General features: G+C 54.2%; 19 protein-coding genes. 7 read left to right on the forward strand and 12 right to left on the reverse strand.

Annotated features, from left to right (window positions below; all coding sequences use genetic code 11):
* The first annotated feature begins 27 nt into the window (after positions 1–27).
* Together ADINL_RS14305 and ADINL_RS14310 are read left to right on the forward strand one after the other, a co-directional pair.
* Positions 28–318 carry an HU family DNA-binding protein gene (locus ADINL_RS14305; protein WP_338036403.1) on the forward strand — a complete coding sequence of 97 codons (291 nt, stop codon included), beginning with the start codon at positions 28–30 and terminating at the stop codon, positions 316–318.
* A gap of 78 nt (positions 319–396) precedes the next feature.
* Positions 397–2,265 (forward strand): SurA N-terminal domain-containing protein, encoded by a 1,869-nt coding sequence (locus ADINL_RS14310; RefSeq protein WP_036549578.1) that lies wholly within the window; start codon positions 397–399, stop codon positions 2,263–2,265.
* Positions 2,266–2,275: 10 nt separating this feature from the next.
* On the opposite strand, the gene ADINL_RS14315 is transcribed toward ADINL_RS14310, so the two are convergent.
* The 5 genes from ADINL_RS14315 to ADINL_RS14335 all read right to left on the reverse strand — a co-directional run bounded on the left by ADINL_RS14315 (position 2,276) and on the right by ADINL_RS14335 (position 8,315).
* The gene (locus ADINL_RS14315) at positions 2,276–3,877 is read right to left on the reverse strand and encodes an ABC transporter ATP-binding protein (protein ID WP_036549580.1); all 1,602 of its coding nucleotides are present in this window, start codon (positions 3,875–3,877) and stop codon (positions 2,276–2,278) included.
* Positions 3,878–3,911: 34 nt separating this feature from the next.
* Positions 3,912–5,318 (reverse strand): two-component system sensor histidine kinase NtrB, encoded by a 1,407-nt coding sequence (locus tag ADINL_RS14320; protein WP_036549582.1) that lies wholly within the window; start codon positions 5,316–5,318, stop codon positions 3,912–3,914.
* An 82-nt stretch (positions 5,319–5,400) separates the two neighbouring features.
* The gene (locus tag ADINL_RS14325) at positions 5,401–6,021 is read right to left on the reverse strand and encodes a hypothetical protein (protein WP_036549584.1); all 621 of its coding nucleotides are present in this window, start codon (positions 6,019–6,021) and stop codon (positions 5,401–5,403) included.
* A gap of 46 nt (positions 6,022–6,067) precedes the next feature.
* Positions 6,068–6,826 carry a TSUP family transporter gene (locus ADINL_RS14330; protein ID WP_036549587.1) on the reverse strand — a complete coding sequence of 253 codons (759 nt, stop codon included), beginning with the start codon at positions 6,824–6,826 and terminating at the stop codon, positions 6,068–6,070.
* A 25-nt stretch (positions 6,827–6,851) separates the two neighbouring features.
* Positions 6,852–8,315, reverse strand: coding sequence for a peptidoglycan DD-metalloendopeptidase family protein (locus ADINL_RS14335; RefSeq protein ID WP_051632858.1), 1,464 nt, complete (start codon positions 8,313–8,315; stop codon positions 6,852–6,854).
* 234 nt (positions 8,316–8,549) lie between these two features.
* On the opposite strand from ADINL_RS14335, the gene ADINL_RS14340 reads away from it, so the two are divergent.
* Entirely contained in the window at positions 8,550–9,662 is a 1,113-nt protein-coding gene (locus ADINL_RS14340) for a DUF294 nucleotidyltransferase-like domain-containing protein (RefSeq protein ID WP_036549589.1), read from the forward strand.
* Here ADINL_RS14340 and ADINL_RS14345 read toward each other — a convergent pair.
* Genes ADINL_RS14345 through purM form a run of 7 tightly spaced genes read right to left on the reverse strand, consistent with a single transcriptional unit; the run spans position 9,655 to position 17,477 of the window.
* Entirely contained in the window at positions 9,655–12,408 is a 2,754-nt protein-coding gene (locus tag ADINL_RS14345; protein WP_036549591.1) for an ATP-binding protein, read from the reverse strand. The two genes, ADINL_RS14340 and ADINL_RS14345, sit on opposite strands and share 8 nt — an antisense overlap.
* Positions 12,398–12,595, reverse strand: coding sequence for a hypothetical protein (locus ADINL_RS14350; protein ID WP_036549593.1), 198 nt, complete (start codon positions 12,593–12,595; stop codon positions 12,398–12,400). Before ADINL_RS14350 ends, ADINL_RS14345 begins: the two co-directional genes overlap by 11 nt.
* A gap of 2 nt (positions 12,596–12,597) precedes the next feature.
* The gene (locus tag ADINL_RS14355; protein ID WP_036549595.1) at positions 12,598–14,634 is read right to left on the reverse strand and encodes a 3'-5' exonuclease; all 2,037 of its coding nucleotides are present in this window, start codon (positions 14,632–14,634) and stop codon (positions 12,598–12,600) included.
* A gap of 3 nt (positions 14,635–14,637) precedes the next feature.
* Positions 14,638–15,009 (reverse strand): response regulator transcription factor, encoded by a 372-nt coding sequence (locus tag ADINL_RS14360; protein WP_036549597.1) that lies wholly within the window; start codon positions 15,007–15,009, stop codon positions 14,638–14,640.
* Between the two features lie 56 nt (positions 15,010–15,065).
* The gene (locus ADINL_RS14365; RefSeq protein WP_036549601.1) at positions 15,066–15,758 is read right to left on the reverse strand and encodes a DUF3108 domain-containing protein; all 693 of its coding nucleotides are present in this window, start codon (positions 15,756–15,758) and stop codon (positions 15,066–15,068) included.
* 16 nt (positions 15,759–15,774) lie between these two features.
* A complete protein-coding gene (gene purN / locus ADINL_RS14370) occupies positions 15,775–16,419 on the reverse strand; it encodes a phosphoribosylglycinamide formyltransferase (protein WP_036549604.1) in 645 nt (214 codons plus the stop codon).
* On the reverse strand, positions 16,416–17,477 hold the full coding sequence (gene purM / locus ADINL_RS14375) for a phosphoribosylformylglycinamidine cyclo-ligase (RefSeq protein WP_036549606.1): 1,062 nt from the start codon (positions 17,475–17,477) through the stop codon (positions 16,416–16,418). Before purM ends, purN begins: the two co-directional genes overlap by 4 nt.
* Positions 17,478–17,622: 145 nt before the next feature.
* Here purM and ADINL_RS14380 point away from each other — a divergent pair, with 145 nt between their 5' ends.
* From ADINL_RS14380 to ADINL_RS14395, 4 genes are read left to right on the forward strand one after another with little or no spacing between them, the layout of a single operon-like run.
* Positions 17,623–18,390 carry a DUF2066 domain-containing protein gene (locus ADINL_RS14380; RefSeq protein WP_161667758.1) on the forward strand — a complete coding sequence of 256 codons (768 nt, stop codon included), beginning with the start codon at positions 17,623–17,625 and terminating at the stop codon, positions 18,388–18,390.
* 3 nt (positions 18,391–18,393) lie between these two features.
* On the forward strand, positions 18,394–19,101 hold the full coding sequence (gene hda, locus ADINL_RS14385) for a DnaA regulatory inactivator Hda (protein WP_036549611.1): 708 nt from the start codon (positions 18,394–18,396) through the stop codon (positions 19,099–19,101).
* Positions 19,095–19,940 carry a tRNA cyclic N6-threonylcarbamoyladenosine(37) synthase TcdA gene (gene tcdA / locus ADINL_RS14390; RefSeq protein ID WP_051632859.1) on the forward strand — a complete coding sequence of 282 codons (846 nt, stop codon included), beginning with the start codon at positions 19,095–19,097 and terminating at the stop codon, positions 19,938–19,940. The genes hda and tcdA overlap by 7 nt, the downstream gene beginning before the upstream one ends.
* Positions 19,940–20,998 (forward strand): FAD:protein FMN transferase, encoded by a 1,059-nt coding sequence (locus tag ADINL_RS14395; RefSeq protein ID WP_036549614.1) that lies wholly within the window; start codon positions 19,940–19,942, stop codon positions 20,996–20,998. The genes tcdA and ADINL_RS14395 overlap by 1 nt, the downstream gene beginning before the upstream one ends.
* Positions 20,999–21,107: the final 109 nt, after the last annotated feature.

Here is a 21,107-nt window from a genome sequence, read left to right on the forward strand (position 1 = left end):
CACGCGAACAGAACAAAATAACGATGCATTAAGGGGAACAATGTGAATAAGTCTGAATTGATTGATGCTATTGCAGCTTCTGCTGATCTACCTAAGGCAGCTGCAGGTCGTGCATTGGATGCGACTCTGGAAGCTGTTACCAAAGCGCTGCAGAACAACGAGTCCGTTGCGCTGGTTGGTTTTGGAACCTTCTCTGTTAAAGAGCGTGCCGCCCGTACTGGCCGTAACCCACAGACTGGCCAGCCAATCGAGATTGCAGCCGCTACTCTGCCAACTTTCAAGCCTGGCAAAGCGCTGAAAGATGCGGTAAACAAGTAAGCTGACCTTCCCGGTCGAAGAAAGCGCATTCCCATGGGTGCGCTTTTTTTGTATTAAACGAAAAGGTAACTGTAAACAATGCTTCAATCCATCAGGGACAACTCAAAAGGCATTATCGCCAAGATCATCGTGGGTCTGATTGCGATCACTTTCGCACTGTTCGGTGTCGAATCGTTGATTGGCTTGGGATCCAAGGAAAAGCCCGCCGCCGAGGTGAATGGCGAAGATATTGCCAGGATCGATCTCATGCGTGGCGTCGATCTGCAGCGTCGACAGTTGTTGATGCAGATGGGGCCTGATGCGGATCCAACCTTGCTGGACGATGCGCTGCTGGAGCGCCGTGTCCTGGAAAATCTGATTGAGCAGGCGTTACTGGTTCAGTCAGCAGAGCGCCAAGGACTGTTTCTGTCAGAGGAGATGCTGGATCAGTACATTGTTTCAACGCCAGATTTTCAGGTGAACGGGCGTTTTGATCGCAACCAGTTTGAACTGGTATTGCGTAACGCCGGTTTTACACCGCTGATGTACCGTGAATTACTGCGCAAGGAAACCTTGACGGATCAGGAGCGAGCCGCCTATCTGCTGTCGTCCTTTACCACTCAGGATGAAGTTGAGCGCATCGTTCGCCTGGACCAGCAAACGCGTGATGTTGCCTGGGTGCGCATTCCACTGCTGGATGTACTGAATGATACCCAGGTCGCAGAGTCTGAAATTCAGGCGCTCTACGATCAGCGTGCATCATCTTTGCAAACACCTGAGCAGGTGGTGCTGGAGTATGTACTGTTAGATCGTAATGATTTTGTTGACCCCTCTTTGGTGAGTGATGATGAAGTGCGTGGCATCTATGAACAGATGTTGAGGGACTTTGTCAGCGAAGAGGAACGGTCTGTATCCCATATTCTGATTGAAGTGGATGGTCAGCGTGATGCTCTGGCCGCACTGGCAAAAGCTCAGGAGTTGTATCTCGAGCTGCAGGAAGGTGCTGACTTTGCTGAGTTAGCGCGCAGCTATTCAGATGATCCCGGATCAGCCTCGCAAGGTGGTGTTCTGGGGTATCTGGGGCGTGAGGCTCTGGTAGATGCCTTTGCTGATGCACTGTTTCAAATGGAGCAGGAAGGTGATATCAGTGAGCCGGTTCAGACCGAGTTTGGCTATCACCTGATCCGTCTGGATGGTGTGCGTAAGGGAGAGCGTCCGAGTTTTGAAGAAGCGGCTTATGATTTGCGTCTGGAAATCGCTGAGCGTGAGGCCGAAATGCGCTATGTCGAGCAGATGGAGCGACTGGCTGACCTGTCGTTCTCCTCGGCAGATCTGATTGTACCGGCAGAAGAGCTGGATCTGGTGATTGAGCGCTCTGAGCCGATCAGTCGGGATGGTGGTAGTGATTTTCTCGGACGCAACTCACGAGTTCTGGAGGCTGCGTTCAGCCAGGATCTGTTACGTGACCGCTTGAATAGCCTGCCGATTGAGCTGGACCGCGAGCGTGCGGTTGTGGTTCGTGTACGGGAGCACTTGCCGAGCCGTCAGATTACTTTTGACGAGGCACGGGATGAGCTGGAACTGGAGTTAATCACTGCGCGTGCAACAGAAAAGCTGGAGCAGCAGGTCTCTGAATGGCTGTCAGCCTTGCAGGCTGGTGAAACGCTCGATCATTTGCAGTGGAGTGAAGTTGCCGGTGCTGATCGTGCAGATTCCCGTGTACCCTCAGAAATTCGTCAACGTTTCTTTGGGCTCTCTGCTGACTCCACTCCACGCTATGACCTGATGGCGTTACGTGATGGCAGCTTTGCACTGTTGCGTCTGGATGCAGTAGAGCATGCACAGACGGCTTTAAGTGACGAAGAGATGGCGCTGATGATGTCATTGCTGGGTGCGACATTGGGTCAGCAGGAATATCAGAACCGAGTTGACAGTCTGCGCAGCCAGGCGACCATTAAGCGCAATTAAACATGAAGTATCAAGCGCAGGGACGCGCTTGATCGCCCAGTGCAGCCTGCAGCAATCGTTGGGTATAGGGATGTGACGGATGATTAAACACTTTTGCTGCATCTCCCTGCTCCACAGCAACACCATCTTTCATTACCAGCAGTTTATGGCTGAGTGCGCGAACAACGGCCAGATCATGACTGATAAACAGGTAGCTGAGCTGATAGCGCGCCTGGAGATCACGCAATAGCTCAATAATCTGCTTTTGTACTGTACGATCCAGCGCGGAGGTAGGCTCATCCAGTACAATCAGTTCAGGCTTAAGTACCAGGGCTCTGGCAATCGCGATACGCTGGCGCTGTCCGCCGGAGAACTCATGTGGGTAACGATGCCTGATGTCAGCAGGTAGTCCGACATCCTTCAATGCCTGTATGACGCGCTGCTCGATTTCATTGCGGTCTTTCACACCATGCACTTCCAGCCCTTCAGCGATGGATTCGCCAATCAGCATACGTGGACTCAGGCTGCCAAAAGGGTCCTGAAAGACAATTTGCATCTGTCGACGAAAGGGTTTGACAGCCTTTTGAGCCAGGCGATTCAGGTCCTGGCCTGCAAAGTGAATCGCGCCTTGAGAGCGTGTCAGTCGCAGTATGGCCAGAGCCAGAGTTGTTTTGCCTGAGCCGGATTCTCCAACAACTCCCAGTGTTTCACCCCGATGTAGTGTCAGGCTGATGTCATTTACTGCCTTGTGATGATCGGTAACGCGTTTTAACAAGCCGCTGTGGATCGGGAACCAGACATTCAGTGACTCTGTTTGCAGCAGAGGTGCTGTATCCGCAGGAACGGGAGCTGGCTGACCATCAGGCTCTGCACTCAGCAGGGTTTGGGTATAGGGATGCTGTGGTTGTTCAAACAACACTGGTGTCGGCGAAGACTCGACCTGTCGTCCCTGCTGCATGACGTAGACGCGGTCGGCATAGCGTTTCACGATATTGAGATCATGGGTAATCAACAGTACAGCCATGTTGAGCTGTTTCTGTAGATGTCGTAACAGTTCGAGAATCTGCTGCTGAATAGTGACGTCCAGTGCGGTTGTTGGCTCATCGGCTATGAGCAGCTCGGGTTCATTTGCCAGAGCCATAGCGATCATTACGCGCTGGCGTAGGCCGCCTGACAGCTCATGAGGGTACTGTTTCAGACGTTTTTCGGGTTCAGGTATACCAACCAGTGTCAGTAATTCCAAAATGCGGCTGCGGGCCTGTTTGCGGCTCATTCCGGCATGCAGCTGCAGGCTTTCACCAATCTGTTTCTCGACTGAATGCAGTGGATTCAGTGAAGTCATGGGTTCCTGAAATATCATACTGATGCGGTTGCCACGAATAGCACGCAACTGAGGTTCACGCAGTGATAACAGGTCCTGATCATGAAAGAGTATCTGCCCATGAGGATGGCTCGCCATGGGGTAAGGAAGTAGTCCGAGAACGGAGAGCGCTGTAACTGATTTGCCTGAACCGGATTCACCCACCAGTGCAACGCATTCACCGGGTCGAATATGCAGGTTCATCTGATGTACGACAGTGTTGCCAGCAAAGGCGACAGACAGGTTCTTGATATTCAGTAGCGCGTTATCCATGAAAACTCCTTCAATCTATTGAACCTGCGTTGCGTCAGATCTCCGGGTTCAGTTGTATATGAAACGTTGTGCCTGCCTCAGGGTCAGAGGTGACGGCCATGTGCCCCTGATGTTGCTCTGTCACTATGAAATAGGCAAATGACAGACGTTTCCCAGCTTCATTCATATGTCGCTCCTGAGCATCATCACTACTGAAAAACGGTTCAAACAGGGACATCTGCTCTTCATCTGTCAGCGGTTTGCCATTATGTTGAATACGTACCCACAGCGTATCACAGGACTCACTGATGGAAATGCGGATTTTAGGTTCTTTGGGCAGCCCATCTTCAGTCAGGGCATCAAAGGCATGGCGGAACAGACTTAAAAAGGCTTGCTGCAGTTCAATGTTGTAACAGTTCAGCAGTGGCAGGTTGCTCGCGTAGTCTCGCTCTATGGGAATGGCGCTGAAACGCAGGTCGTCCGGTGAAATAAGCACATCGCTGGCAAGCTCCAGTGCGTGTTCCATCAGATCGGTGACTTTTGCGGGTATTTTTTCATCCGTACGCTGGCGTGCAAAGCTGAGCAGGTTGTTAATGACTGCGGTGACGTGACGGCCCTTTTCTGAAGCATCCTCCAGCAAGTGGTTAAGACGTTCAACCTCTTTTCCACACTCATTTTCTGCCTGTAGCAGCCGGCCATTGGCGAGCAGGCGTTGAAAGCTGCTCAGGTCGAACAGAATGCCCTGTAAGGGAGTGTTGATATCATGCGCCATCGTCGCAGCCAGCTCTCCCATTGAGGCCATTTTGTCGTTGTGGATCAACATGTTCTCTGCCAGAATCTTCTGGGTGACATCATCAATCAGAACCACGACGCCAGGGTTTTCAAGCTCCTGAAGCGGGTAGATAATAATATTAAAGTAGTAGAGGCCACTCTGGCTTTGCTTGATATGGATGGGTTCATTTTGCTGGAGTGCCTGCTCAATTTGAGAAGGCGTGATGCTGATAGTCGGGTAGATCTGCCAGAGATCACGGCCAAGCGCTTCTTCAGTTGTAACCCCTGCAATCTGCTCAGCCTGGCGGTTCCAGTGAGTGATCTGCCCCTGGCTATTCAAGCCCACCAGCATCAGGGGTAAGGAACGCAGTATGTTGGCAACATAAGACTCAGATGCTTTCAGTTCAGCTGTGCGTTGTTCTACGCGCAGTTCCAGTTCATTGCGTATCTGGGTGAGTTCGTGATTAGCGCGGTGTGCCTTGCGCCAGGTCAGTAGCAGAATAATGGCGACAATCGACAGGGTGATAATCAGAACACCGCTGGAGAAGTTGGCGACATACTGCCAGTTGGTGCTGCCTCGTTCATCCTTGAAGTACTGGCCAAGATTCAGACTGGCCTGTGCACTGCTTGCGGTCAAAAACAGTAGTGCTGACACCAGCGGATAAAAAAAGCGCTTGGCGGTTTGCCGCATGAAAGACTATCTCCCTGATTTACATAACATCAATATAGTGCACATTGTAACAGCTTTTATAAATCAACCTGAAGATAAGCTGCTAGCAGTCGTGACGGCGTGTATCACAGAGGCGGCTGCGATTAAGTTGTGTAGACCAGTAGCGGATTTCCTCTTCAGGGAGACCGATTGCTTCCACTGAGCGAAACGGAATGGTACGCCAGGATTTGTTCAGGCTGTAGAGGGTGCTTTCGCCCGCAATAATGCGTGTCAGTACAATTTCTCCCCAGGCGGCACCAGCAACCTGCCCGCACCAGCTGATATGCGTCGCTTCTGCATAGCGGGAGTTGACGCTGCCAGACAAGGTTTGAAAGTGGCTGAAATCACAGCTGCTGCGTAGCGCATCGCGTAACTGATCCAGATAAGCCTGAGGCGGCATGCGTACTTTGTCGATCACCTGGAATGCCAGCATCTCGCGCCAGTTGATAATGGTTTGGTCCTGAGGGACAACCTCTTTGATGCCGCGGTTATCCAGCCACTCTTTGTGTACTGTGTGCCAGGCAGGTGGCAGGTAGACCTGTAATACCTCTCCACCGTCTTCGGAATTGAGCACATCCGGTGTTGCCAGCAGGCGTATTTCACCACTGCCTTGGGTTTGTGCAGCAGAGTGAGTGGCGAGCAGGCAGCTCAGCAACAGGCACAGGGCAGGGAAGCTCAGACGCATAAGGGGTCTCCAGAGTGATCACGTTAGCTTAGCGTTCTTTCTAGGTTCAGAAGTAATGTTGCCATATTAGCCGCAAGCTGATGACCAGCGAGATACCGACCAACAGCGGTCGAATCAGTTTGACGCCATGGCTGACAACCATGCGTGAACCGACGCGTGCGCCCAGGTACTGCCCAACAGCCATCGCCAGTCCGGCGGTCCAGAGTACATGGCCACCCAGCGCAAAAAACAGCAGGGAAGCGATGTTGGATGTAAAGTTAAGTAGTTTAGTGTGTGCAGTGGCTTTAGCCAAGCCAAAGCCTGCCAGTGCAACGAAAGCAATCGCAAAGAATGATCCTGTACCAGGGCCGAAAAAACCATCGTAAAAACCAACGCTGGTGCCAATCAGAAATGCAAAGGCCATGGGTGACAAGCGTTGTGCTGTATCATCGTTACTGATACGTGGAGAAAGCAGAAAATAGAGGGAAAATCCGATCAGCAGGAAAGGCAGTAGTTTGCTTAGCAGGGTGGGGTCCAGATGCTGCACCAGCAGAGTGCCAAGAGCACTGCCACAAAAAGTACAAATAATGTGTGGCCAGAGTGAGCGGATTCGAATCAGCCCCTGGCGCCAGAAGTAGAGGGTTGCTGTCAGGGAGCCAAAGCAGCTCTGCAGTTTGTTGGTGCCCAGTGCAAGCGCTGGTGGCATGCCGGTGGCGAGTAATGCGGGGACTGTGATAAGCCCACCGCCGCCAGCAATCGAATCTATAAAGCCGGCTGCCAACGCAGCCAGCATTAATAGCAGCAGGGTTGAGAGCTCAAGCTCCATTCAGACAGGTATCATCTAGAGGATGTCAGGTGCCGGGCTGGTTTTGGTCGCGACGCATGGCAAACTGCTCTTCACGTGCAACTTCCATGATGCTCACCAGTTCGTCGACTCGTTTATTAAACTGGGCAAGCTGTTCCCGGGGAACGGAAGAGGCCATTGGCAGGTTTGCAGTCATCGGATTAACCGGACGGCCGTTGATATGTAATTCAAAATGCAGATGTGGGCCAGTGACCCGTCCAGTTGCACCGGATAGGCCTATGCGCTGTCCACGCTGAACAGAATCACCCCGACGGACATCAATACGATGCATGTGCAGGTAACGGGTTTTGTAAGTGCTGCCATGCTGAATTTCCAGATAGCGTCCAGCGAATGGATGGTTTTCTACGCGTGTGACAACACCATCACCAATGCTGACCACCGGTGTGCCGGTTGGCATGGCAAAGTCGGTTCCATTATGCGGAGAAACACGACCTGTAACCGGATGCAAACGGCGGGGGTTGAAGTTGGAGCTGACACGAAAGTTCTGGTTGTGAGGCAGGCGACGGAAAGCGCGTGTCAGGCTTTCACCGTTGCTGTCATAATAGTTGCCATCTTCAAACAGGAAGGCGGTATAAGCACGGCTGCGTTGCTGCAGGCGAATCGCTTCAATCGATGTTTGCCCGGTGAATTCATCATTCACATACTGACTGTTACGAACGATCTGAAAGCGATCACCGGCCTGGATCTGGCGATTGAAATCGATCTGCTCACCCAGAAGTTTATTAATTTCATGAATCTCGGCTTTGCTTAACCCTGCGCGTATGGCAGAAACATAGAAGCTGCCATAGATTTCACCTGCGACGATTTCCTGCTCCCAGTCACCCTCATGGATGACTTCGATGAACTCAAAGTTCTGATCATCCACGCGGCGATAAATGACCTGGTTGCCGGCATGGATGTAGAGCTCCATTTCGTCCAGCTCAAGAGTTTCCGGATTTTTGCGGAAGGTAAGCAGGTTGCCTGGACGCAGAATATCCAGTGCCAGTAGCTGTTCATCTGCAGCGAGAATTTGATACATGACCGTCTGACCAATCTCTACCTGGTCAAAAATGGTGCTCAGAGTATCACCCTGATCAATGGCAATTTTATATTCCAGCTGAATTTCATCTTCAACTATTTCGACTGCTTCGGGCTCTGTCTGTGCCAGGAGTGCATCATCCAGGATGGTGAGTGCGTGTTCGTCTTCATCTGGCAGGGACTGGGTAAGTTCCAGGTCACCACTGTGACGTGTTTCCGGTGGTTGGTTGGCAGCACGGTAACGTATTTGCGGCGAAGGCGGGTGCGATGTACTTGAAGTGGTCAGGGTGTGAGTGGTGGTGGGCTCAGTGTTACTCTCTGGCCAGAAGGCGGCCGTCAGTACGACCAGCAGTGCCACCAGCAGCGCAACAAGGTGTTTGACGGGAATGCCCTGAACGCTGAGAGCTGACTGACCGGTTTTTCTCAGTTGCATCCTATACCCTGAATCTATTCAATTATAGGTAAAAATTATAATTGCACGGCATTATCACGTGATTTGCTTTGTAAATGCAACGCCAAATCCGGATAACCGGGCGATTAAAGTCAGTTTTTTGTCATTTTTTTGCGCTGAGTCACGACTTTTTGATGAGGCAGGCAGGCAGACATACGGGTCATGAGCGGCTAGGCTGTGTGTATGTGCCTCAGGACAGGATCAGGGAGTAGCAACATGGCCGAAAGTGGCTGGCGCAGTCTTTTCAGTCAGGACTCATTACCCGATACAAAACACTGGCCGGACTGTCTGTCCGTACTTAAAACTGCTTTTGATGGGTTAAACGGTACCCAGGATCTTGCAGCGATAAAAGCCTGGCAACCTCAGCTGGTCGCTGCTTTACAGGCACTGGATCTGCCGGCATGGCGGATTAGCCAGGTGTTGAGCGATCATAATGACTGGATATATCGCTATACGGTCAGAGAGTCACTGGATGAAATGCGCAACCAGGGCTGGGGGGAGCCGCCCTGTGATTTTTGTGTGCTGACCCTGGGGTCGGGTGCGCGGCATGAAAGCCTGTTGGGTCCTGATCAGGACAACGCCATGATTCTGGATGATTACCCTTCGTCACGGCACAACGAGATCGACACCTGGTTTCAAGCCTTGGCTGAGCGGTTTACAACTAAACTGGATGTTGCCGGCATTCCTTTATGTCGGGGGCATGTGATGGCGCGTTGGCCGCTCTGGCGTAAACCCTTGAGTGAGTGGTGCGAACAGATGCGTCTCTGGAGTGGGCGGCGTACCGTCAAACTGGTGCAGCTATCAAATATACTGCTCGATTTCGCGCCGGTATATGGTAATGCGGCTCTGGCCAGTCGTTTTCGGCGATATGTTGTCGAATTAATGCCGAATGCAGGTCTGTTCCTTGATGAGATGAATGAGTTGCAGCAGGAAACCCGGGTGGCGCTGGATCGATTTGATCGTTTGGCGGGAGATGACCAGGACGCTCCTCATCAGCAGGCGCTGAACCTTAAACGCCAGGGATTGCTGCCGCTGCAGGCTGCGCTCCGACTGTTTGCATTGCGCAAAGGTGTGGCTGAACAGGATTGTCGCGGGCGTCTGGCAGCACTGGCTGCGGCCGGACATCTGAATCCAGCGAAAGCAGCCGCTTTGTCTGAGGCACTGGCGTTGCTGTTGTCCTTGTTGCTGGAGGCGCAAATGGAAGCGATTGCGTTGGGGCGTAAGCCGGATGGCTGGATTGACCGTCAACGCTTATCTGACAGTCAGCAGTTGCAGCTGAAGCTGGCATTGCAACAGATTCGTAGTCTGCAAAAGCTGGCAGTCAGTTAAGGGGGGGAGTTGGTGCCCGGGTGGCTGGCAGCTCCATGACCAGACAGGCTCCACCCAGGGTTTGAGGGTCATCAACCCAAAGCCGGCCACCCAGATGCATCAGAATACCGCGACAGATCGGCAGACCCAGTCCGGTACCGCGAGGGCGGCCGCGTGGGTGGCTGGCGCTGCCTTGCTCAACCTGATGAAACTTTTCGAATACCCGGTCTCGTTGTTCATCCGGTATGCCTACACCATTGTCTTCAACACTCAAGCGATAATGATGACCTCGGGTTATCAAGGTTACGCGGACCCTGGGCTGCTCATCGGCGGCAAATTTACGGGCATTATCCAGCAGATTGATCAAGACCTGTTGCAACCGGTCCACATCGGCACTGACCCAGGCCTGCTGGGGGGTGAGTGATAGCTCCAGTACTACATTGCGTTCTTCATAGAGACGGGTGACCGCATCGACGGATTGGTGCAGTGCTGCCACAAGGTCTACGGGTTCAGGCTTCAGTGTCATGCGGCCTGATTCAAGACGCGCCAGGTCCAGAATCTCTTCTATCAGCCGTGACAGGCGTTCACTTTCACGTACGATGACATCGAGGAAATGCTGCTGTTTGGGTAGCGGCAGGTCCTGAGTGTTTTTCAGAATTTCTGCAAAGGCTCGAATGGATGTGAGCGGGGTTCGCAGTTCGTGGCTGACCATGGCAACAAACTCATCCTTGAGTTTATCCAGTTCACGTAGCCGGTCATTGGCGGCGCGCAGTTCATTGCCTATGCGTGTCAGCTCAGTGGATTTCTGTTCCAGTCGACGGTTGTACTCCAGTGTCTGTGACGTGGTATCCAGAATACTTAACACAGCTTGCAAATCCAGTGCTTCACCGCGTACTACCGAGTTGATCAGTACCCGTGCCGAAGAGCTGCCCAATGCCCCAGCCAGCTGTTTTTCTGCCTGACTGATCATGTCGGGTGGTGCCGGACTGTCGTCCTGAACGGGGTGATGAGGGTCGCTGAACGCATTAAACAGACGCTCAGTGGCACTTGGGCCCAGATAACGGTAGACCAGCTGACGCAGCTCGCCCCGGCTGGTGTGTCCCTGCCATAAATGCGTTTGCAGGCGATCCTGACTCAATGCCTGAGTAAAGAGGGCGGCCTGGGTTTGTTCCAGGCTGGTCTGACGGGTGAATTGTGATACCAGCAGAATCAGGCCGACGTTGACCAGCATACTCCAGAACAGGGCATGCGTATGGATATCCAGACCCGTCAGGCCAAACAATTGATAGGGGCGAAGCCATTCAATGCCCCAGGGACCATCTGTCAACAGGGACAAAGAAAGCCAGCCGGACTGGGCAAAACCGGGTATCAGCAGGGTATGGCACCAGACGATAAAGCCACCAGCTAGACCGGCGGCAGCGCCTGCCCGCGTGGCGCCACGCCAGAACATCCCCAGTAACAGCGCCGGAGCAAACTGTGCGGCAGCGGCGAAGGACACCAGTCCGATGGTGACCAGTGAATAGGAGTCGCCGATGAGTGCGACATACAGATAACCCAGCAGCAGAATCAGAATAATGGCAATCCGTCGAATACTCAGCAGCCAGCCACTCAGGTCACTGCTTTGATCGAGATGCAGACGCCGCCAGCGCAGCAGTAATGGCATGACCAGCTGGTTGCTGACCATGGTGGACAGGGCAATGGTTTCTACAATGACCATACTGGTCGCTGCCGACAGACCACCAATGAAAACCAGTAACGGCAGGTATTCCAGGCCTGCTGCTAATGGCAGGGTCAGAACAAAGCTGTCTGGTGCTCCGGCTGCATCGCCAAGCATCAGACCTGCCAGTGCTACCGGGATGACGAACAGGTTAATCGCCAGCAAGTAGAGAGGGAACAGCCAGGAAGCGCGCTTGATGTGACGCTCGTCGACATTTTCAACCACCAGTACCTGAAATTGTCGGGGCAGGGTCAAAAAAGCCAGTGTGGCCAGTAACAGCAAGCCAACCCATCCGGCAGCACCACCGGGTACATTGCCCAGTCCGAAGTCGCCTGCCAGTGATGGATGCGCAGCAGCCTGAGCGAAGAGGTCTGCAGGGCCGCCATAGAGCACGAACACGACAAAAATACCCACAGCCAGAAACGCCAGGAGTTTTATCAAAGACTCAAAAGCAATGGCGGTCACCATCCCCTCATGGCGTTCACTGGCATCGAGTTGCCGGGTACCGAACAGAATGATGAAAATTGCCAGAACGATTGAAATCCAGAAAGACTGGTCCAGCAGGAAAGAGAGCTCGGCTCCGCGGGGGCCGTCGCTGACAGGGTAGCCGGTCAGTACATCAAAGCTGACGGTAATGGCTTTCAGCTGCAGCGCAATATAGGGAATGATACCGATCACTGCAATGCCAGCGACCAGAGCGCCTATCGCCTCACTTTTACCATAACGCGCACTGATGAAGTCAGCTATGGATGTCAGGCGTTGTGCGCGGGCGATGCGTACCATTTTGCGAATCAGTATCCAGCCAGCCAGCATCGCCAGGGTGGGGCCCAGATAGATCAGCAGAAAGCTGGGTTCTGCTGCCGCTGCCCGGCCAACGCTGCCATAGAAAGTCCAGGCGGTACAATAAACCGCAATCGACAGTGCATAGACTGTGGAAGAGTTGATGACCGAGCGTCCCTGTTCTGCGCGTTTATCTCCCCAGGCGGCAATCAGGAAGAGTAATGCCAGATAGCTGAAGGCGACCAGTAATACCAGCAGCTCATTCTTCATCGCTGCGCTCCATGACCCAGGCTGTCAGCAGAATCAGTATCAGCCAGCTGGCAAATAGCCAGACGGGTAGCTGTGAAAGCCCCTGTGCAGTCGGACGATCAAACAGCAACAGCAAAGGGGGAATAAAAAACAGCAGCCCCAGCAGTGTAAGCGAGATGAGCCGACTGACCAGTGATGGACCGTTCATCGTCAGCCAACCTGCACTGTTTCGGCTGAGGCCTGAAAATCCAGTGCCTGTTGCAGTGTCGTGATGCCACGCGCCTCCAGGCGTGGAAGAAGATTCAACAGCAGCTCTGCAGTGACCCTCGCATCACCCAGCGCGGTATGGCGTGTTCCCGCGGGAAAGCTGATCTGGAAACGCTCTGACAGGGCATCCAGTCCGTGGGTGTCCAGATCCGGATCAATTGCACGGGACAGTAGCAGCGTATCCAGTACCGGCATATCGAAGGATAATCCTGACTCTCTTGCCGGCTGGTCGATCGCCAGCAGGTCGAAGGCCGCATTGTGGGCGACCAGTATGGCCTGACCCACGTAGCTGTGAAAACGTGGCAGCACCACGGCTATAGGCGGTGCGCCCTGCACATCAACGTCCTGTAAGCCATGAATGGCGGTGCTTGCAGCGGGGATGTCGCGCTGCGGGTTGACCAGTTGATCAAACTGTTCATTGGCCAGTAATCTGCCATTGAGGATGCGGCAGGCGCCAATACTGATCACGCGGTCACCTTCGCGTAACTTCAGGCCCGTTGTCTCGGTATCGAACACCACCATTTCCAGTTGGGACAGCAGACAGTTACCCAGTTCGCTGTCGGGTGGAGGTAGTTCGGCAATGCTGAAGTCATGAAACTCCGGGCGCGGCTCTGTGGTGCGGTCCGGTTCGGCATAGCGATCCGTGGCGGGTAAGGGTATGCGCAACCGGGCATGCTCCCGATCATGGTCCGGCAGACACCACCAGTCTGAGTTGTGTTGGCTCAGGACATCGCTGATGCGGGGCGCCAGCGGCTGCTCTGACAGTTGCAGCTCACGCCATCGATCCAGTTGTTGCTGGGATACAGGTTTGCCGGCCCAGATCAGATCCAGATAAACCCGCTTGTTGCCCAGACAAAACTCGATTTCAAATACCTGCTGTTGACAGGCCTGTCCCAGTGTTGGCAACAGGGTTTCCAGCATCACCAGCAGGGTCGGGCTGTCTGCCCGAAACCAGGCAGGGATACCTATCGGTGTAATCTGGATCTGTTGCTGTTCACACAGGTCTGACAGGGCTGCCGTCAGATCGCCGGACCAGGTATCGGAAAGACAGGTCTGGTCCAGTTGCAAGGATTCCAGAACCCTGGACAGCTGGTCAATCAGCTCACCCATTGTCTGGCTTTCTTCATGCATGGCCTGTTCAAGGCGGTTTCGCAGCTCGATATTTTCAGGGCTGCCACTTAGTGCCTCGGCAGTGGTCGTAAGACTGGCCGTATGACCTCTCAGTTGCGGCAGGAGTTTTGCCAGAGGCTGGCGCCAGCGTTGATGGCTGGCGTGAATCTCGGTGGTATCACTAAGGGTCAGAAGTGCTTCGCCCTGATTGGCTCTGACACGGCGAAGATCGCAGCGCAGCCAGCGCTCATCATGGTGCAGCAGTAATTGTCTGGGGCTGCCATCAGTGGGCAGCTTCTTCAGCGTGTCGGTCAGGTTGGGTAGGGGCAGTAACTGTTGCAGATGGCGGCCCAGCCCCAGTGCCGGATGATCGCTGAAAAAGGCTTTGGCGGCCGGATTCAGCATTAATACCCGCTGGTGTCGATCACAGAGCAATAGAGGGACTTCCAGTACTTCGAGCACCGCTTCAAGTTCGTGACGGATACGGGCTGCATCGCGCGCGCCCGCTTCACGTGCTGTTTCCAGTTGGGCTCGGTCATTACGCCAGCCCTCACGCAGACGTGAAAAATCTGTGTTCAGATGGCTGAGCCAGCCTTCCGGACGGAAGTCATCCCTGGCATCCGGGTTGGCCGCCAGTCGGGCGCATTGAATCTGCAGGTGGCGCAGAGGGGTAAAGAGTTTGCGCTCCAGCCAGATGCCGGTAAGCAGCAGAACGGCAGGTGACAGGGCTACGGTTATCCAGAGTAGTGTCCGGGATTGGGCATCGTGTGCCAACTGAGCATCCAGCAGTACACCCAGTATCAGTGCGGTGAAGCTGACCAGGCCGGTAGCCAGCAGCCAGATGCCCAGCAATAACTGACGTTTTGGCATGGCTCAGCTCGCTTCCTGAAGGAGTGTCCTGACTTTTTGTACCAGCGTTTGGGTGGAGAAGGGCTTGGTGATGTAGTCGTCGGCACCCAGTGCCATCCCTTTCTCGCGCTCCACTTCACGCCCATGTGCCGTCAGCATGATGACGGGCAGGCGGGTAAAGCGTGCATCCTGGCGCAGTTGCTCCAGCACATCGAAGCCGCTGATACCCGGCAGGCTGATATCCAGCAGTACCAGATCGGGTTCTGTATCATTAATGCGTTGCAGCGCGGTTTCACCATCTTCGGCAGTCGTAACATTGAAACCTGCCTGCTCCATCAGGAACTCAAGCGATAGCAGAATGTTGGGTTCATCATCCACAACCAGCACTTTGGTCATAAGCACTCCTTATTGTTTTATTTCAGTCTAGTGCGGAAGTGCTGAACATGAAAGGCTTATTCCAGTCGTTTCAATAACAGAGCGTAACGGTTGCCGTTGGGTTCCACTTGCTCAAGACGGACGACCAGATAGTCGAGTTCAGGTGCAAACCAGATCAGGGTTTCGCGATCCGAGTCTTCTCCCCGGTCCCGTTCAACCCGAATGGCTCGAAACGTACCCGCAGGTGTCTCAACCTCATCCTCGCCGGTGACCTTGAAACGGTATACCTGCATGTGGCCGCCATCGGCAACGGTATATTCAAGCCTGTCCAGGCCTGCGGCAATATCGGCAGGCATCTGCAGCTGATAACTCAGCTTGTCATGTACGCCGGGTTCGATAGCCATGCGCCAGGGTTTGTCATCAATGTCGGTGGTGACATAGCCAGTAGCCCAGTCGAAGCTCAGCTGCGCCTTGCGGGTGCGGGTCAGAATGCGCCGGTGGTAGTCATAGTGCAGGGGCAGCAGCTGTCCCTGCTGCAACTTCATGCGTGTTGTCTCGCGAATGTTGGCCATCATCGCAGAGGCTTGAACGGAGAGTTCCCAGGTATCGTCATCCAGCTGTTGCAGCGTTCGTACGGCTTCACCACTGAAGGAGATCGCAGCGTCCACGCGATTACTGTATACCGCTGTGTAGGGTTCCAGTGTGACCGGGGTTGCCTGTGCTGTCAGGCTGGTGCAGCAGAGTAGCAGAGCGATACAGATCCCGCGCATAAAGCCTCTCTTGATATCAGGTTTCCAACTGAAAGCCGGAGGCAGGCAGCAGCACGCCATCCAGCTGAACGCCCTCGTCAGTTTGCTGCAGTCGGTCGGCACAAAACCAGCTGACAGCCAAGGGGTAAATCTGATGTTCCAGCGTATGCACGCGTGCCTGAAGCGAGGCTGAATCATCCGAAGTCAGAACGGCTGTTCTGGCCTGTATGACCAGAGGGCCACCGTCGAGTTCCTCGGTGACAAAATGTACGGTACAGCCATGTTCCGGATCTCCGGCATCCATGACACGCTGATGTGTGTTCAAACCCTTGTAACGTGGTAGCAGTGAGGGGTGGATGTTGAACAGGCGTCCACTATAGTGACGAACAAAGCCTGGGCTGAGGATGCGCATAAAGCCTGCCAGTACAACCAGATCCGGCTGGTAGGCATCGATTTGATCGATCAAGGCCAGGTCAAACGCTTCACGACCATCAAAGCGACGATGATCAATGAAATGGCCAGGAACCCCGGCCATCTCTGCGCGCTTGAGACCAAAGGCATCGTCGCGGTTACTGACCACCGCAACCACCTGACCCTGAATGCTGCCTTGTTGGCAGTGATCCAGAATAGCCTGAAGGTTTGAGCCGCTGCCAGAGATCAGGGCGACGATGCGTTTACTCATGCACTGCCACCTGCACGCATTTCAACCTGAGCTTCACCGGCAGCGGCAGTTTCGATAACGCCGATTTCCCAGGCAGTTTCACCCAGTTGATTCAGTAGTGCCAGGGCGTCAGCCTTGTGTGCCTGAGGCACAGCAATGACCATGCCGACACCACAGTTGAAGGTACGGTACATTTCGGTCATTTCAACATTGCCTGCCTGCTGCAGCCATTTGAATACAGGCGGTAGCGCCCAGCTGTCGGTGTTCAGGACGGCCTTGGCATCGGCTGGCAGGACACGCGGAATGTTTTCCAGCAAGCCACCGCCAGTGATGTGTGACAGCGCGTGTACAGGCAGTGTTTTGATCAGCTGCAACAGGGGTTTGACGTAAATGCGGGTTGGTTCCAGCAGCGCCTTGGCCAGACTGGTGTGTCCCATCGGCTGTTGCAGGTCAGCCTGGCTGAACTCCAGAATTTTACGGATCAGTGAGTAGCCGTTGGAGTGAGGGCCAGAGGAGGCCAGTGCCAACAGTGCATCGCCGGCGGCGACTTTGGAGCCATCAATGATGCCATCTTTTTCGACCACGCCGACACAGAAACCGGCCAGATCATAGTCATCACCTTCATACATGCCGGGCATTTCAGCCGTTTCACCACCGACCAGAGCAGCGCCTGCCAGCTCGCAGCCTTTGCCGATACCGGTGACAACGTCAGCAGCCATGTCCACATTCAGACGACCTGTGGCGTAGTAGTCGAGAAACAGTAAGGGTTCCGCGCCTGCGACAACCAGATCATTGACACACATGGCAACCAGGTCGATACCAATAGTGTCATGGGTGTTCAGATCCATCGCCAGACGCAGCTTGGTGCCTACACCATCGGTGCCAGAGACCAGCACCGGCTTGCGATAGCCTTCCGGAATTTCACACAAGGCACCAAAACCACCGAGTCCACCCAGTACTTCCGGGCGAGCCGTACGTTTGGCGACACCCTTGATGCGCTCGACCAGTGCGTTACCGGCGTCGATATCGACACCCGCATCTTTGTAACTGAGTGATGTTTTTGCAGAATCTGTAGACATGGCGTATCCGACCTTTAGATCACGGATGAGAAGAAGAAATTCAGCCCGCAAGTTTATCAGGTTGCTGGTGACTGGGCTATTGTGTGTTAAAGTTGTCGCACATTTTATTGATGAAACAGATAAAAAAACCAGCGGGCGGAATTCAATGTTCAATAAACTGAGTGCGCGCAAGCCATTGAACCGAAAATCTATCCTGGCACTTTTGCTGATGCTGCTACCCTGTCATGCAGTGGTGGCTGACACGCTGCTGGTGTGGATGGCAGAGGAGCAGGCGGGTGTGCGCGATGTGGCTCCGGCTGCTCATCCACTGGCCAGCGAGCTGCGACGTCAGGTTGCGTCGCCGGTTTCAGTGCTGTCTCCGTTGATGGACCTGACTGATCAACAGGCGATAACGGCTGACCGTCTATGGCAGGGAGACGCGCAGGCAGTGCTGGCCGCTTCCGCCCGCTATGCCCCGGATTATATTGTGCTGGCACGCATAGATGCGCAGGGCGCAGAGCCCTTCACTGAATGGCTAATCTGGCACCAGGGTGATCGTCAAAGCCTGTCGACGCAGGGTGACTGGCCTGTACAGGCGGAGCGTCTGCTGGCATTTGTGTCAGAACTGTCTGACCGGGTTGCCGCTGAACCTGATCAACTGACGGCCCCCCTGGCGCTGGCCCCGGTCATGGCCCCTTCCGGATATTTGTTGACACTCTATCGTCTGGATCAGCCCGCTGATTTTCTGGATGCCATGGCGCAACTGCGTGAACTGTTTGGCAGTCAGTCGATACGCCCCGTCAGTTTTAATGCCGGTACATTACGAGTCAGTATTGATTATGAGGGGGCGGTCAGTGGTCTGCGCGGCGAGCTGCAACGCCACCCCCGTTTCAATGCCTTGCCAGATGGACAACTGGAATTTTTCTGGAACTGAAACATGTCTGAACTGACACCTCCTGTACAGTTGCCTTTGGGTATCTCTTTACGTGAAGAGGCCCGTTTTGAAAACTTTGTGACCGGTGATAATGGACTGCTGTGTGAAGCCTTGAAGGCCTCATCTGCGGGCGGTGGTGATCCGGTTTTATACCTGTGGGGACACTCCGGCAGTGGCTGCTCCCATCTGCTCCAGGCGGCTTGCCATCAGGCTGATGCGCTGGGGCGTCAGGCCGCCTATTTGCCGTTGCAGGAGCTGATCGCCTTTGAGCCCTCGCTGTTTGACGGCCTGGAACAGATGGATCTGGTCTGTATTGATGACCTGCAGCTGATCGCACAACAGGCAGTCTGGGAAGAGGCCGTGTTTCATCTGTTTAACCGGCTTCGTGAAGCGGGTGTACGTTTGATTGTGGCGGCCACTCAGTCGCCTGCAGGTATACAGCTGGCGTTGCCTGACCTGACTTCCCGCCTGCAATGGGGGCTGGTGTTCCAGGTGCAGCCTATTCAGGAAGCCGCCAAAATCGATACGCTCAAGGCGCGGGCTGCAAGCCGGGGGTTTGAACTGAGTGATGAGGTTCTGCGCTATATCATGCACCATGGCAAGCGGGATCTGACCGAGTTGCTCAAGGTACTGGATGAGCTGGATCATGCCTCCCTGAGTGCCCATCGACGTATCACCGTGCCGTTTGTGAAGCAGGTAATGGGATGGTAGGCAAGGTGTTTTCTGAACAAGCTGATCAGGATTATCAGCTGCGCTTTGGTGGAACGCGACGGCTCTACGGTGAGGGGCTGACAGCATATTTTCGTCAGGCACATGTCGTGGTTGTGGGAATCGGAGGTGTAGGCTCCTGGGTGGCTGAAGCGCTGGCACGTTCAGCGATAGGTGAAATCACCCTGATTGATCTAGACGATATCTGCATCAGTAATATCAATCGTCAGATTCATGCCACCGATCAGACCATCGGGCAGATGAAAGTCGAGGTCATGGCGGACCGTATCAAGGCCATTAATCCCTATTGTCAGGTGCATCAGCGTGCGGCATTTATTCAGGCGGCCAATCTGGCTGAGCTGATAGACGATAATGCAGACTATGTCGTAGATGCCATCGATAACGTGCGTGACAAGGCCGCTCTGATTGCCTGGTGCAAGCGCCGCAAGATTCCGGTGATTACCCTGGGTGGTGCGGGTGGGCAAGTTGACCCCACCCAGATCTGTATCGCAGATTTGACTCGGACCTCGCAGGACCCCCTGGCCGCAAAACTGCGTTCGGTGTTACGTCGCCATCATGGGTTCAGCAAGACTGACAAATTTGGTATCGACTGTGTGTACTCCACGGAGCAGCTGCGCTATCCCCAGGCTGATGGCAGCGTCTGTCATCGCAAGCCGGAAACGGATGGTCCATCGCGTCTGGACTGTGCTGGCGGTTTTGGTGCAGCGACATGCGTGACAGCGACGTTCGGCTTTGTTGCGGTGTCGCGTGTATTGAAAAAAATGGAAGCCCGCTATCTGCGTCAGCAAGAGCAGGCTCAATCAACAGAGGTAAATCGTTAATGAATCCGATGCGCTATGGCGTGCTGTCATTCATCCTGTTATCGATTCTGGTGTTGGCAGGTTGTACTGACAAGCCTGCAGAATCTGAAGTCAAACGCCTGGAAGGTGCGATTTTTGGTACCTTCTGGATGGTGTCGCTGGCGGATCCTGTCAGCGATAGTCGTCTCACCGAGTTGCGTCAGGGCATTCAGGAAACTCTGGAGCGCGTAGATTGGCAGATGTCTACCTGGAAGCCGGAATCGGAGCTGATGCAACTCAATGCGCATCCGGTAGGTGAGTGGCGCCCGGTCTCAGCCGATCTGATGCGTGTATTGGCGTTGAGTCAGGAAATATCCGCTCAGAGTGACGGAGCCTTTGATATCACAGTTGGTAATCTGGTAAACCTGTGGAGCTTTGGACCGGAGCAGCGCCCAGACTCTATTCCAGAGCCGGAGTTGCTGGCGGCTCGACTGGAAACTGCCGGTTATCAGGGGCTGGAGCTGGACTCTGAAGCGGGTACAGCACGTCGGCAGGCCGATTTTTTTATCGATCTGTCGGGTGTGGCCAAGGGATTTGGTGTCGATGAAGTGGCGCGTTATCTTGCCGCTGAAGGGCTGCAAAACTATCTGGTGAATATCGGTGGTGATATTGTTGCTGCCGGTCAGCGAGCGGCTGAGCAGAGCTGGCGTATCGGTATTGAGCTGCCTCACAGTGGCGTACAGGTAGCGCATCACATTATTCCTGTCACCAACATGTCGGTTGCAACCTCGGGTGACTATCGCAATTATTTTGAGGTGGCCGGGCAGCGTTACTCCCATACCATTAACCCGGTGACCGGTTGGCCGATTGATCATCGTGTGGCATCGGTCACAGTGCTGGCGCCGGAAAATATGGATGCCGATGCCTGGGCGACTGCGATGATGGTTCTGGGTACTGAGGGACTGCCTTTGGCTGAAACGATGGGGTTACGTGTGCTGATGCTGGAGCGACAGGGAGAGGACTGGGTGACACATTTGTCATCTGCCATGGTGGACTATCTGGGTGAAGAGAAAGCTCAGTCGCTGTTGCAGGGTGGCTAGTGTCCGGGGCAGGTAATAGCGGACCTGCCTGAAGAGTGCTGCAGTGAACGCTCGGTCAAATGTGTCAAGAAAGTGACAATTTCGCTCGCTTTCTTGACAAAATGCGTCT

Source organism: Nitrincola lacisaponensis, from assembly GCF_000691225.1.
Classification (GTDB): Bacteria; Pseudomonadota; Gammaproteobacteria; order Pseudomonadales; family Balneatricaceae; genus Nitrincola; species Nitrincola lacisaponensis.

Excerpts from the sequence above, each read along its gene's own strand:
- ADINL_RS14310 (WP_036549578.1), top strand. The coding sequence starts at position 397 with ATGCTTCAATCCATCAGGGACAACTCAAAAGGCATTATCGCCAAGATC.
- ADINL_RS14315 (WP_036549580.1), bottom strand. The coding sequence starts at position 3,877 with ATGGATAACGCGCTACTGAATATCAAGAACCTGTCTGTCGCCTTTGCT.
- ADINL_RS14320 (WP_036549582.1), bottom strand. The coding sequence starts at position 5,318 with ATGCGGCAAACCGCCAAGCGCTTTTTTTATCCGCTGGTGTCAGCACTA.
- ADINL_RS14325 (WP_036549584.1), bottom strand. The coding sequence starts at position 6,021 with ATGCGTCTGAGCTTCCCTGCCCTGTGCCTGTTGCTGAGCTGCCTGCTC.
- ADINL_RS14330 (WP_036549587.1), bottom strand. The coding sequence starts at position 6,826 with ATGGAGCTTGAGCTCTCAACCCTGCTGCTATTAATGCTGGCTGCGTTG.
- ADINL_RS14335 (WP_051632858.1), bottom strand. The coding sequence starts at position 8,315 with ATGCAACTGAGAAAAACCGGTCAGTCAGCTCTCAGCGTTCAGGGCATT.
- ADINL_RS14340 (WP_036549589.1), top strand. The coding sequence starts at position 8,550 with ATGGCCGAAAGTGGCTGGCGCAGTCTTTTCAGTCAGGACTCATTACCC.
- ADINL_RS14345 (WP_036549591.1), bottom strand. The coding sequence starts at position 12,408 with ATGAAGAATGAGCTGCTGGTATTACTGGTCGCCTTCAGCTATCTGGCA.
- ADINL_RS14350 (WP_036549593.1), bottom strand. The coding sequence starts at position 12,595 with ATGAACGGTCCATCACTGGTCAGTCGGCTCATCTCGCTTACACTGCTG.
- ADINL_RS14355 (WP_036549595.1), bottom strand. The coding sequence starts at position 14,634 with ATGCCAAAACGTCAGTTATTGCTGGGCATCTGGCTGCTGGCTACCGGC.
- ADINL_RS14360 (WP_036549597.1), bottom strand. The coding sequence starts at position 15,009 with ATGACCAAAGTGCTGGTTGTGGATGATGAACCCAACATTCTGCTATCG.
- ADINL_RS14365 (WP_036549601.1), bottom strand. The coding sequence starts at position 15,758 with ATGCGCGGGATCTGTATCGCTCTGCTACTCTGCTGCACCAGCCTGACA.
- purN (WP_036549604.1), bottom strand. The coding sequence starts at position 16,419 with ATGAGTAAACGCATCGTCGCCCTGATCTCTGGCAGCGGCTCAAACCTT.
- purM (WP_036549606.1), bottom strand. The coding sequence starts at position 17,477 with ATGTCTACAGATTCTGCAAAAACATCACTCAGTTACAAAGATGCGGGT.
- ADINL_RS14380 (WP_161667758.1), top strand. The coding sequence starts at position 17,623 with ATGTTCAATAAACTGAGTGCGCGCAAGCCATTGAACCGAAAATCTATC.
- hda (WP_036549611.1), top strand. The coding sequence starts at position 18,394 with ATGTCTGAACTGACACCTCCTGTACAGTTGCCTTTGGGTATCTCTTTA.
- tcdA (WP_051632859.1), top strand. The coding sequence starts at position 19,095 with ATGGTAGGCAAGGTGTTTTCTGAACAAGCTGATCAGGATTATCAGCTG.
- ADINL_RS14395 (WP_036549614.1), top strand. The coding sequence starts at position 19,940 with ATGAATCCGATGCGCTATGGCGTGCTGTCATTCATCCTGTTATCGATT.